The organism is Streptomyces sp. NPDC025273 (assembly GCF_040638585.1).
In the GTDB taxonomy this organism is placed as follows: Bacteria; Actinomycetota; Actinomycetes; order Streptomycetales; family Streptomycetaceae; genus Streptomyces; species Streptomyces cinereorectus.
The window spans coordinates 275,429-288,186 of the sequence record NZ_JBEZYP010000006.1 but is presented as its reverse complement, the minus strand read 5'-3'; the positions used below and the strand labels follow the sequence as shown (position 1 = coordinate 288,186).

8 protein-coding genes are annotated in these 12,758 nt (G+C 73.2%); 6 read left to right on the top strand and 2 right to left on the bottom strand.

Going from position 1 to position 12,758, the window contains the following annotated elements; genetic code table 11:
- Window positions 1-90 precede the first annotated feature (90 nt).
- Window positions 91-501 carry a Fur family transcriptional regulator gene (locus AB0F38_RS13725; RefSeq protein ID WP_361891380.1) on the top strand — a complete coding sequence of 137 codons (411 nt, stop codon included), beginning with the start codon at window positions 91-93 and terminating at the stop codon, window positions 499-501.
- A 512-nt stretch (window positions 502-1,013) separates the two neighbouring features.
- On the top strand, window positions 1,014-4,391 hold the full coding sequence (locus AB0F38_RS13720; protein ID WP_361891377.1) for a pyruvate carboxylase: 3,378 nt from the start codon (window positions 1,014-1,016) through the stop codon (window positions 4,389-4,391).
- A 69-nt stretch (window positions 4,392-4,460) separates the two neighbouring features.
- Here the strand turns inward: AB0F38_RS13720 and AB0F38_RS13715 are convergent, their stop codons facing one another.
- Window positions 4,461-5,333 (bottom strand): (2Fe-2S)-binding protein, encoded by an 873-nt coding sequence (locus AB0F38_RS13715; RefSeq protein ID WP_361891374.1) that lies wholly within the window; start codon window positions 5,331-5,333, stop codon window positions 4,461-4,463.
- 197 nt (window positions 5,334-5,530) lie between these two features.
- Here AB0F38_RS13715 and AB0F38_RS13710 point away from each other — a divergent pair, with 197 nt between their 5' ends.
- The 4 genes from AB0F38_RS13710 to AB0F38_RS13695 are packed head-to-tail and all read left to right on the top strand — an operon-like array spanning window position 5,531 to window position 11,750.
- The gene (locus AB0F38_RS13710) at window positions 5,531-6,733 is read left to right on the top strand and encodes an ATP-grasp domain-containing protein (protein ID WP_361891371.1); all 1,203 of its coding nucleotides are present in this window, start codon (window positions 5,531-5,533) and stop codon (window positions 6,731-6,733) included.
- Window positions 6,730-8,619, top strand: coding sequence for an IucA/IucC family protein (locus AB0F38_RS13705; RefSeq protein ID WP_361891368.1), 1,890 nt, complete (start codon window positions 6,730-6,732; stop codon window positions 8,617-8,619). Before AB0F38_RS13710 ends, AB0F38_RS13705 begins: the two co-directional genes overlap by 4 nt.
- A gap of 5 nt (window positions 8,620-8,624) precedes the next feature.
- Window positions 8,625-10,457, top strand: coding sequence for an IucA/IucC family protein (locus AB0F38_RS13700; RefSeq protein ID WP_361891366.1), 1,833 nt, complete (start codon window positions 8,625-8,627; stop codon window positions 10,455-10,457).
- Between the two features lie 39 nt (window positions 10,458-10,496).
- On the top strand, window positions 10,497-11,750 hold the full coding sequence (locus tag AB0F38_RS13695; protein WP_361891363.1) for a type III PLP-dependent enzyme: 1,254 nt from the start codon (window positions 10,497-10,499) through the stop codon (window positions 11,748-11,750).
- Between the two features lie 114 nt (window positions 11,751-11,864).
- Here AB0F38_RS13695 and AB0F38_RS13690 read toward each other — a convergent pair whose 3' ends face one another.
- Window positions 11,865-12,650 (bottom strand): SAM-dependent methyltransferase, encoded by a 786-nt coding sequence (locus AB0F38_RS13690; RefSeq protein ID WP_361891360.1) that lies wholly within the window; start codon window positions 12,648-12,650, stop codon window positions 11,865-11,867.
- Window positions 12,651-12,758 lie beyond the last annotated feature (108 nt).

The window sequence follows — 12,758 nt, the reverse complement described above, 5'->3', positions numbered from 1 at the left end:
CAACAAGCCCGCCAAACTCGTATTCAATCGGATCCCGGACGCCCACGGGTGGACTTCGGCCATCCGCCAAACCTGAACAGGTGAACCGATATGAGTGACCTGCTGGAGCGATTGCGAGGGCGCGGCTGGCGGATGACCTCCCAACGGCGTGTCGTCGCAGAGGTCCTCGACGGCGACCACGTGCACCTCACGGCCGAGGAGGTGCATGCCCTCGCGGCCCAGCGGCTGCCCGAGATCTCGCGCGCCACCGTCTACAACGCCCTGGGCGAGCTGGTCTCCCTCGGTGAGGTCACCGAGGTCTCCACCGACGGCCGCGCCAAGCGCTTCGACCCCAACGCCCACCGCCCGCACCAGCATCTGGTGTGCTCCGGCTGCGGCACGATCCGTGATGTCCACCCCACCGGGAACCCCTTGGCCGGCCTCCCGGCCGAGGAGCGGTTCGGCTTCACGGTGTCCGAGGCGGAGGTCACCTACCGCGGACTGTGCCCGAACTGCGCCTAGTGGTTCTGCCTCCCCCTGGCTTTCGCACCACCATGGCGTGTCGAGGAACAGCACCTGCCGCTGGTGCTCCATGGCGGGCCGCGGCAACCGTGCCAAGGCTTCCGCCACTCCGCACGCCGGGTCGGCACCGACTGAACACCGCTCGGGCCGGGGCCGGGAACACGTGCCGCATCCGCCGTCCCTCGGGTCGGACCCGCCCGGCGCCGGTTCGGCTCGTGGGTCCGCCGGCCTCCGGACACGCCCGGTGCGGCGCGCAGTGCCTCCTGACGGTGCGTCGGCCTGCGTCCCCGGCGCGTCGCGCGAGAAGGTCCCAGGCCGACGCGCCGGAGCGTGCCGACCTCCGTTCCCCCGGTGTGAGGGATCCCACCGGCGTGAGCTATCTCCCGCTGGTGGGAGATCGACGCCACCCCTACTGATCGGTACCGTCCACGGGAACAGCGGATGCCGATCCCGGCAGCCGGAATGACATCGCCACCTGGGGCCCCGTGCCCGCAACACGACAGGGGACATTGATGTTCCGCAAGGTATTGGTCGCCAACCGGGGCGAGATCGCGATCCGCGCGTTCCGCGCGGCGTTCGAGCTCGGCATCTCCACCGTGGCCGTGTTCCCCTACGAGGACCGCAACTCGCTTCACCGCGCCAAAGCCGACGAGGCCTACCAGATCGGTGAAGAGGGCCACCCGGTACGGGCCTACCTCTCGGTCGACGAGGTGATCAAGGCCGCGCTGAAGGCGGGCGCCGATGCCGTCTACCCCGGATACGGCTTCCTGTCCGAGAACCCGGGCCTCGCCGCCGCGTGCGCCGAGGCCGGGATCACCTTCGTCGGGCCCCCCGCTTCCGTACTGCTCCTCACCGGCAACAAGTCCCGCGCGGTGGCGGCCGCCCGTGAGGCCGGGGTTCCCGTGCTGAAGTCGTCCGAGCCGTCCACCGACGTCGACACGCTGGTCGGCATGGCCGACTCCATCGGCTTCCCGGTGTTCGTCAAGGCCGTCGCCGGCGGCGGCGGACGGGGCATGCGGCGTGTCGCCGAGCCCGCCGAACTGAGGGAGGCGATCGACGCGGCGATGCGCGAGGCGGAGTCGGCCTTCGGGGACGCCACCGTCTTCCTGGAGCAGGCCGTCCTCAACCCGCGCCACATCGAGGTGCAGATCCTCGCCGACACCCAGGGCAACGTCGTCCACCTGTACGAGCGGGACTGCTCGCTGCAGCGGCGCCACCAGAAGGTGGTCGAGATCGCGCCCGCGCCCGGCCTCGACCCGGAGCTGCGCGCGCGCATCTGCTCCGACGCCGTCGCGTTCGCCAAGCACATCGGGTACGTCAACGCGGGCACCGTGGAATTCCTGGTCGACGAGCGCGGCAACCACGTCTTCATCGAGATGAACCCGCGCATCCAGGTGGAGCACACGGTCACCGAGCAGGTCACCGGACGGGACCTGGTGATCGGACAGCTGCGGATCGCCGCGGGGAAGTCGCTTCCGGAACTGCGTCTGACGCAGGACGACATCGTCCTCACCGGCACGGCCATGCAATGCCGTATCACCACGGAGGATCCCGCCAACGGATTCCGGCCCGACACCGGCACGATCTCCGCGTACCGTTCGCCGGGCGGCCCCGGGGTACGGCTCGACGGTGGCACCGTCCACACCGGCGCCGAGGTGTCCGCGCACTTCGACTCGATGCTGGTCAAGCTGACCTGTCACGGTCACGACTTCGCCAACGCCGCCCGCCGCGCACGGCGGGCGATCGCCGAGTTCCGTATCCGCGGAGTCGCCACCAACCTTGCCTTCCTGGGCGCCGTGCTCGACCACCCCGGCTTCCGCGAGGGCCGCATCACGACGAGCTTCCTGGCCGAGCACCCGGATCTGATGCGGGCGCGGCCCTCCGCGGACCGTGGAAGCCGCATGCTCACGTATCTCGCCGAGACGACTGTCAACCGTCCCCACGGCCCGCGCCCCCGGGTCATCGACCCGATCGCCAAGCTCCCCCGCATCCCCCCGGGCACCCCGACCCGCGAGGGCTCACGGCAGCGCCTCGTGGCACTCGGGCCGGAGGCGTTCGCGGCGGAGCTGCGTGCGCAGCGGGCCGTCGCGGTGACGGACACGACCTTCCGCGACGCGCACCAGTCCCTGCTGGCCACCCGGGTGAGGACGCGCGACCTGCTGGCCGTCGCCCCGCACGTGGCCCGGACCGCACCGGAGCTGCTGAGTCTGGAGTGCTGGGGCGGTGCCACCTACGACGTGGCCCTGCGCTTCCTCGCCGAGGATCCCTGGGAGCGGCTCGCGGCCCTGCGGGAGGCGGTGCCCAACATCTGTACGCAGATGCTGCTGCGCGGGCGCAACACCGTCGGCTACACGCCCTACCCCGTCGAGGTGACCGAGGCCTTCGTCGCCGAGGCGGCGGCCACCGGCATGGACATCTTCCGGATCTTCGACGCGCTCAACGACGTCTCGCAGATGCGTCCCGCCATCGATGCCGTACGGTCCACCGGCACCGCGCTCGCCGAGGTGGCCCTGTGCTACACCTCGGACCTGTCGGACCCGGCCGAGCGGCTCTACACGCTCGACTACTACCTGCGCCTCGCGGAGCAGTGCGTCGAGGCCGGCGCCCACGTCCTGGCCATCAAGGACATGGCGGGCCTGCTGCGCCCGCCCGCCGCCCGCACCCTGGTGACCGCACTGCGCGAGCGCTTCGACCTCCCGGTGCACCTGCACACCCACGACACGGCGGGCGGCCAGCTCGCCACGCTGATCGCCGCGATCGACGCGGGCGTGGACGCGGTGGACGCGGCCGTCGGCTCGATGGCGGGTACCACCAGCCAGCCGTCCCTGTCGGCGCTGGTCGCGGCCACCGACCACACCGAGCGCGCGACCGGACTCTCGCTCGACGCGGTCGGCGGACTCGAGCCGTACTGGGAAGCCGTGCGCAAGGTCTACGCGCCCTTCGAGTCGGGGCTGGCCTCGCCCACCGGGCGTGTGTACCACCACGAGATCCCCGGCGGACAGTTGTCGAACCTGCGTCAGCAGGCCATCGCGCTCGGCCTCGGCGACCGCTTCGAGCTGATCGAGGACTGTTACGCGGCCGCCGACCGGATGCTGGGCCGGCTGGTCAAGGTGACCCCCTCGTCGAAGGTCGTGGGAGACCTCGCCCTGCACCTGGTCGGAGCCGGGGTCGACGCGGCCGACTTCGAATCCGACCCCGGCAGGTTCGACGTGCCGGACTCGGTGGTCGGATTCCTGCGTGGCGAGCTGGGCGACCCGCCCGGCGGCTGGCCCGAGCCGTTCCGCACGCGCGCGCTCCAGGGCCGCCCGGCACAGGCCGAGGCGGCGACCCTCTCCGAGGAGGACCGCGAGGGACTCGGCCGGGACCGGCGGGCGACGCTGAACCGGTTGCTGTTCCCCGGCCCGGCCAAGGAGTTCGACGCCCACCGCGAGGCCTACGGGGACACGTCCGTCCTGCCCACGCAGGACTTCTTCTACGGCCTGGAGCCGGACACCGAGCACCCCGTCACCCTGGGGGCCGGTGTCACGCTCCTGATCGAGCTGGAGGCGATCTCGGAGGCCGATGAGCGTGGCTTCCGTACGGTGATGGCCACGCTCAACGGCCAGTTGCGTCCGGTGTCGGTGCGGGACACGTCCGTCGCCACCGAGGTCAAGGCCGCGGAGAAGGCCGAGCGGGGCAACGACGGGCACGTCCCCGCACCGTTCGCGGGCGTCGTGACGCTCCAGGTGGAGCAGGGCGCCTCGGTGTCGGCGGGTCAGACGGTGGCCACCATCGAGGCGATGAAGATGGAGGCCTCCATCACCGCCCAGCGCGCGGGCACGGTCGCACGGCTGGCGATCGGAAGGATCCAGCAGGTCGAGGCGGGCGATCTGCTCATCGAGATCGGCTGACGTCCGCCGCGTCGGGACGGAAGGCCGCCCGGGAGGTTCACGGGCCGGCCTTCCGCGCCGCGGGCCGTGTCACCCGGCGGCCGTGATCCGCGCGGCCTCGATACGGCGCAGGCGTTCGGCGTCGCTGGTACGGGGGCAGGTCGCGCACGTCTCCGCCGGGCGGATCGTGTAGTAGAGGCAGCACCCGGCCCGGTCCCGGGTCGGGTGCGACGTGCCGTACGCGTCCGTCAGCTGACGGAACCCGGCGCCGGCCGGGAACGGCGGGACGGGTCCCGGCAGCAGCCGTCCGGCCGCGGCGACCGCCCGTTCCTCCTCGCCCAGCATGCGCCCCACGTACCAGATGCCCGAGACGAGGTCGTCCTCGACCATGCCCCACAGCGCCCGGGGCCCTCGCCGCACCCGGGGGCCCAGGGCCGCGCACAGCGGGCGCACCAGATCGGCGACGGCCGTGCGCAGCACGTCGTCCAGCGCCGCCTCGCCGGACACCCGGCGCACTCCGGGAAGTCCCTCCGCCGGGTCCCCCGGCAGGCAGGCGAAGGTACCGGGCACCACCTGGTACCGGGCCTCGCACCGGCCGATCCGTACGTCCTGCGGGCGCGGCAGTGGCACCCGGCGGTCCAGGTACCACGGCCCGCTGAGCAGCAGGCACAACGACCAGAGGCAGCCGTGCAGCAGGCGGGAGGCGACCACGTCGGGGCGGGCGCGGTGGTCGTAGCGCTCGGTGATCCGGACGGCCTCCGCGTCGAGGAAGGTGTCCAGCAATCCGGGCCGGAGTGCCAGTTCGGCACCATCGACCCAGCTCTGCCCGGCCGGGGCCCCCGGCCCGGCCACCTCCGCGTCCAGGGCCGGACAGAGCGCGGTGAGGCGGTGATAGGTCGAGGCGAGGAGGGCGGCGGAGCTCTCGGCGGGCCGGAGGGATGCCGGTGCCGGGGCGAGGATCACGAAAGGCTCCTGGAGGGGCGAGATCCGGGGCACGGGCAGCCGGCGGATCGAACTGCTTAGGGGAGGCTGACCTTACTACCCGTCAGGCACACTTCCGGCGAAGCCCCGGCTCATGTCCGTCAGTTGGTGGAAATAGGTATGCCTAACCTAAGCTCCATTCGTTTCTCGTCGTACCAGCGCGCCGGAAGTGACCGCTCATGCAGACGTACCTGCTCGCCCTCAATCCGACCGATTCGGTCCTCAGAGGCTTCCTCCCGGCCGCCGGGCGGCTCGGCCTGTCCGTGACTCTGCTCACCGACCGGCCGGCGGCGTACGGCCCACCCGGTTCCCTCGGGCCGGACGTGGAGGTCACCGCCTGCGACGTCCGCGACCACCGCGCGGTGATCACCCACATCTCGCGCGGCGGGCGACCCGCCGCCGTCTTCACCAACAGTGACCACCTCCAGACCCAGGGCGCGCTCGCCGCAGAGTTCTTCGGCCTGCCGGGAAAGAACTGGCGGGCCACGCTGCGCACCAAGGACAAGGCTCTGATGCGCCGTCACCTCGACGCCTCCGGGGCCGAATCCGTCCGTGCGGTCGAGATCCTGCCCGGCCGGTCGCCGGACGCGTGCGTGGAGGCCGGGGGAGTGCCCTACCCCTGCGTCGTGAAGCCGCGCGAGGGGGTCGCCAGCGAGGACGTCGTACGGGCCGACGACCCCGCCGCACTCCTGCGTCTGTGCGCGGAGATCCGCGCACGCCGACCGGACGCCGCCCTGGTCGTCGAGGAGTTCCTGCCCGGCGAGCTGTACACACTGGAGACCCTGGGCGACGGCCGGCGCCTGCACGTCCTCGGCGGCTTCCACACCCGCCTCTCGCCGCCGCCCCACTTCGTGGAGGAGCGGCTGACCTACGTACCCGACCACCCGGCGCCCGTGCGTGCGCAGATCCTCGACCGGCTCGCACGGCTCGGTGTGGGATTCGGCGCCTGCCACACCGAGTTCGTCGTCCACCAGGGCCGGGCACGCATCATCGAGGTGAACTACCGCGCCATCGGCGACCACTGCGACCTCCTCCTCGCCGACCTCCTCGACATCCCGCTCTTCGACCACATCCTCGCCACCCATCTGGGTGAACCTCTGCCCGAGAGTCTCGGTGCTCGCAGGGACCGCGCCGCCCGGATCGACTCCCCGTGCGCCGACCGGGCAGGGGTGCTCACCGCCGCGCCCGGCGCGGCCGACCGGACGGAGGGGGACGTGCGCCTCACCTACCGGCCCCTGCGCCCGACCGGTGAGCGCCACCCGCTGCACCGCACCAACCGTGACTACCTCGGCATCCTGCGGACCATCGGACCCGACCAGCACGCCGTGGACCGCGCCGCCGACGCGTTCCTCGCCGCTCAGCGGTGGGAGATCACCCCATGACCCTCGCCCGGCCCCGGACCCCTGACGAATCGGGGGCAGCACGGCCCGGGGCCACCGAACCCCCGGCCGTCGCGCGCCCGACCCCCGCCGCGGCCCACCAGCTCCTGCGTGTTCTCGGAGCCCTGCTGCGGGAGGACGTGGCCGGGCTGCGCACCCGTACCGCTCTCCTCCGCCGCGCCGACGGCCCCTGGCTGCGCCTCGCCACCGGCGCCGGCCGCGCCCTGCTCCTCCCCGTACGCGAGGACGGCTTCCAGAGCACCTGGGCCGCCCGCCTGCCCCTCCTGCACCAGGAACCGGAGGGCACCGACCTGACCACCTACGACGCCGTGCTGACCGCCCTCGCCCGGCTCGCCGAACCGGAGGACGCGCCCGGCTACGCCGCCTTCGCCGAGGAGTGCCGCAGCGACCTCGCGGCCCGTCACCTGCACGCCGCGACCCGGGAGGCGGTCCTCGCGCGTCTGACGGACATCCACGGCCCCCGACCGGCCCACTGGCGCGGCCACACCGGTGCCCTCGCCCACGACACCCTCGCCGCCCGGACCGACCACCCCGTGCACCCCGTCCCCCGAGGCCGGAAGGGCCTGGGGGAGCCGGAACTGCGCGCGTACGCACCCGAGTTCCACCCCCGCTTCCCGCTCCGATGGCTGTCCCTGCCCGCCGGGCGCGTCACCCTGGCACCCGGCACCGGACCCGGCACGGTCCCCATCCCGTACACCGGCCCCGGGACCGCCCCGGGAACCGGAGGCGTACGGCTGGACGACGGGTGGCCCACCCCTGCCGAGCTGGGACTGCCCGCCGGTCACCACGAGGGCCACGTCCTGCTGCCCGTCCACCCCCTCACCGCAGCCGGCCGCCTCCACCACGCTCTGGCCGAGACCGGCCTCGCCCGGCACGCGGTCCTCGCCGAGCGGCCCCTGCTCGACGCCGTACCGACCCTGTCCATGCGGACCGTCGCGCTCGCCGGCCGACCGGACACCCACCTCAAACTCCCGCTCGCCACAGCCACCCTGGGCCTGCTCAACAGGCGTACGATAACCCCCGGTTCACTGCGCGACGGTGCCGCCGGGCAGCGCCTCCTGGAGGGCGTCCTGCACCGCGAACCCCGCTTCGCCGGGCGCGTACTGCTCGCCGACGAGACCCGGTACGCCCACGCCGGACACGAACTCCTCGCCGTACTCCGCCGCACCCAGCCGGCCGGACTCGACGACGCCACCGTCCTCCCGCTCGCCGCACTGCCCGCGCGCGCCCCGGACGGGCGCCCCGTCATCGGCCACCTCGCCGACCGTTTCCACGGCGGTGACCGGGTGGCCCTCGCCGACGCCGTCCTGAGCCTGCTGCTGGACTGGCAGACGACCCTCTTCGGTCACGGCATCGCCCTGGAGTCCCACCAGCAGAACATCTCCCTCGTCCTCGGCGGCGGTACGGACCGGCCACGGCTGCTCCTGAAGGACAACGACGGCCCGCGCGTCCACACGCGGCGGCTGGCCGAGGCATGGGGATGCGCCGAGCCGACCGCCGGCGCCCTCGGCTTCGCCGACCGGCGGATCTGCGTCACGGAGGACGGGCCCGTCACCGACCTGTTCACCACCATCACCGTCCACCTGTGCGCGGGCTCCCTGGCCTTCGGCCTCGCGGCACACGGCACCGCCCCCCTCGGCCGGCTGCTCGGGCTGGTACGCGACCGGCTCGCGGAGGCGATCGACCGGACCGCCGCCACCCGGCCCGATGCCGCCGCCGTGCTGCGCGCCCGTGTCCTCGACGCCCCCGAACTGCCCGTGAAGGCCATGGTGACGGCCGGCACCCTGCTCACCAAGGCACGGTCCGGCGCCGCCGACATCAACAAGCACTACACCACCGGCCCCAACTACCTTTTGCGGAAGGCATGACTCCGATGCCCAGCACCACCACGCCCCGCACTCCGGTACAGCCGCCCACCGCCGACGAGGCGGTCGGCCACACCCTCCTCAACTGCCTGCTGCGTGAGGCGACCGCGCCGGAGGACCGCACCCTCGCCGACGGCCGGCTGGTCCTGCGCCTGCCGCACCACGACACGCTCCTGCGGGTCCGTGTGCGCCGCGCCTCGCTCCTGGGCGCCCACCGCTTCACCGGTCCCGTCAGCATCCGGGAGAGCCTGCCGGACGGAGCCTGGGCGACCATCGGATGGCAGCGGCTCGCCGAACTGGTACATGCCGAACTCTCCCTGCGCACCGGCACGGAGAACGACGAGTTCCTGGACCAGGTGGCCGACGGCCACCGCGCCGTCGCCAGCGCCCTCGGCCGCTGGGCCACCCTCACCGCTCCCGGTGCCACCCCTGACTCCGCCGGCGGCCCGGTCGACGGCGACGCCCGTTCCGTAGGTCACGAGCGCCCCGCCGTCACCGCTGCCACCCACTCCCGAGGCGCGGACCGCCCGGGGGATCCGCTCGCCGCCTACCTCGCCTCCGAACAGTCCCTCCTCCTCGGCCACCGCTTCCACCCCACGCCGAAGGCGCACGGTGCCGACCCCGACGCGTGGACCGCGTACGCCCCGGAGGAAGGCGCCCGTTTCCCGCTGCACCTGCTCGCCGTCCGGGAGAGGTTCCTCGCCGAGGAGACCGCCGAACCCGGGGGAGCGGCGGCCCTCGACCGGACCGGAGAGGCGCCGCCCGGATACCGGCTGCTGCCCGCACACCCCTGGCAGTACCGACTGCTGGGCGATCACCCCGCTCTGCGGGCCGCCGTCGCCCGCCGGGACGTGCTCGACCTCGGTCCGGCCGGGGCCCCGGTCACCCCCACCGCCTCCGTGCGTACGGTCCACGACGGGCACGCCTTCCTCAAGTTCAGCCTGGACGTGCGCATCACCAACTGCCTGCGCAAGAACGCCTCGTACGAGCTCGCCGGCGCCGTCGCCCTGACCCGGCTGCTCGCCCCCGTCCTGGCCGATCTCGCCCGGCGCCACCCCTTCGCCGCAGTGCTCCGCGAGCCCGCCTACCGCACGCTCGCCCTCCCCGGCGCGGACGGCCGCCCCGACCGCACCCTGCTCGAAGGATTCGGGGTGATCGTCCGGGAGGGCCTCGCCCACCACACCCCCGCGGGCACCACCCCGCTGCTGGCCGCAGCCGTCGCCGACGAGTACCCGCTCGGACCCGGCCGGGTCTCCGCGCTCCTCGCGGGCGCAGGACCGGACGAGGCCGCCGAGTGGTGGCGCCGCTACACCACCCTGCTCGTCCCGCCCGTCCTGACCGCGTTCTTCCGCCACGGTGTGGTCCTCGAACCGCACCTCCAGAACGTCGTCGTCTGCGTCGGCCGCGAGGGCTTTGTGGAGCGGGTGCTCTTCCGCGACCTCGAAGGCACCAAACTCCTTCCCGACCACCACGCCGCGGCGCTGCGCACGCTCTCCCGCGAGGTCGCCGAGCCGCTCACGTACGACCGGCAGCGCGGCTGGGACAGGGTCGTCTACTGCCTGTTCGTCAACCACCTCGCCGAAGTCCTCGCCGCCGTCGCCGACCTCCACCCCGAGACCGAACAGGCTCTGTGGCAGCAGGCGCGCGCCACCGTGCAGCTGAGCGCCGAGGCCCTGGGCCGACCGCGGCAGCTGCAGGCCCTGCTGGCGGGCGCGCCGCTCCCCGCCAAGACCAATCTGCTCACCCGCTGGCGGCGCTCGGCCGATCGCGACGCCGGGTACGTCCGCCTGCCGTCCCCGCTCACCGTGCCTCCTTCCACCGACCGCCCGTACGCCCCCTGATCCCGTATATTCCTCCCGCCACCGACGAACGGAACACCGGTGCCCCCTTCCCTGCTCACCCCCGCGGTGCGGGCCGAGGCGCAGACCCTCACGCACGGTGAACTGCCGTGCTACGTACACGACCTGACGGCGCTGCGGCGGCACGCGGAGGCCGTGCGCGCCGCTCTCCCGCGGACGGTGGAGCTGTACTACGCGGCCAAGGCCAACCCCGAACGCGAGATCCTGGCCGCCCTCGCCCCGTGGACCGACGGTTTCGAGGTGTCCTCCGGCGGTGAACTCGCCCATGTCCGGGCCGCCGTGCCGGGACAGCCCCTCGCCTTCTCCGGCCCCGGCAAGACCCCTGACGAACTCGCCGCCGCACTCGCCGCCGGGGTGGAGCGCGTACACGCCGAGAGCCTTCACGAGGTGCGGATGCTCCGGGCGCTGGCCGCCCGCACCCACGTCCCGGGCCGCCCGCCCACCCGGGTCCTGCTCCGCGTCAATCCGGCCGTTCCGGACGGGACGCTGACCGGCAGCGCCCTCACCATGGGAGGCCGCCCCACCCCGTTCGGCATGGGGACCGAGGAGGCATCCGAGGCGATCCGCCTGCTGGCCGGGCCAGGGTGCCCCGGCCTCGAAGCCGCCGGGGTCCACGCGCACCTGGCCAGCGGTCTGCCCGCCGGTGCACTGCTGGGCGTGGCCGAGACGATCGTGGACGCCGCCGCCGAACTGTCCCGCCGTCACCGGACGGCTCTGCCCGAGGTCGGTGTGGGCGGCGGCATGGCCGTGGACTACACGCGCCCCGCCGACCGATTCGACTGGGCCGCCTACGGCGCGGGCCTGGACGCCCTGGCCCGGCGTCACCCCGGAGTGCGCCTGCGCGTCGAGCCCGGCCGCGCCCTGACCGCCTACTGCGGCTGGTACGTCACCGAGGTGCTGGACGTGAAGCGCAGCCACGGTGAGGACGTGGCCGTGGTCCGCGGCGGTACCCACCACCTGCGGACACCCGCCGCGAAGGGGCACGACCAGCCGGCGGAGGTGGTGCCCGTCGAGACCTGGCCGCACCCGTGGCCGCGTCCGGAGGCAGCCGGAGACCGGGTGACGGTCACCGGCCAGCTCTGCACCCCGAAGGACGTGCTCGCCCGGGGGCTGGAGGCTCCCGGACTCAGGGCAGGGGACCGGGTGGTCTTCGCCCTGGCCGGCGCGTACGCCTGGAACATCTCCCACCGCGACTTCCTGATGCATCCGCCGCCGGGCTTCCGGTTTCTCGGCGGGCCGGGGACAGGTGACATGGAAGGACGTCCATTCAGGTGAGCCTGTGGCAGTCGCCCCTGCCCGCACCGCCGAGCTCACGTACGCGGAGCGCATCCGCTCCGTCGTCGCCGCCGCGGGCTCGCTCAGAATGACCACCGCAGGCCGGGGTCGCGGTCACGGCTTGCGGGCCACAAGTCCCCACTGGTCGACGGCCGTCGGGTCCGGTTCCGTCGGGCGCCAGAACGCGATGGACACGAAGCCCGGTTCGAGCAGCTCCAGACCCTTCGCGCAACCGGTGATCTCCTCCGGCTCCCGCACCAGGTACGGCGGGTTGTCGCCGGAGTCGTACGCCTCCTGCGCCGCCAGGGTCCGGGGCGTCTTCACCGTGTCGCAGAGCACCAGACAGCTGCCCGAAGGCATCCGGGACATGTACCGCTGGACCACCTCGATCCCGTCGGCAGGGGCGAGGTGCCCCAAGGTCGACAGGAGGAGCACGGCGACCGGCTCGGAGAGATCCAGCGTTCTGGCCGCCTCGTCCACCACGGTGTCCGCCCGGGACAGGTCGGCGTCCACGTAGGAGGTCCTGCCCTCCGGGGCGCCGGTCAGCAACGCCGCGGCGTGGATCAGGACCACGGGATCGTTGTCCACGTAGACGACCCGGGACTGCGGGGCGATGGCCTGCGCGACCTCGTGGGTGCTGTTCTCCACCGGCAGACCGGTGCCCACGTCCAGGAACTGACGTACACCCAGAGTCACGAGGTGGCGGACGGCACGGGCCTGGAACGCGCGTGAGGCCTGCGCGATGTCGGCCATCTGCGGGTAGGCGGCGGTGACCGCGGCGGCCAGCTCCCGGTCGACCGGATAGTTGTCCTTCCCGCCCAGCCACGCGTTCCACACCCGCGCGGAATGCGGAACGTCCGATCGGATCTTCTTGCGGAACTCGACGTCGTCGTCGGCCATCGCACTCTCCCGCTCATCCAGCATGCACAGCGGCCGGCCCCGGACCTGCGGGCCGCGTCCACAGGACGACCGTACCCCTGCCCACGTGGGAAGACGTCAACGGCCGCG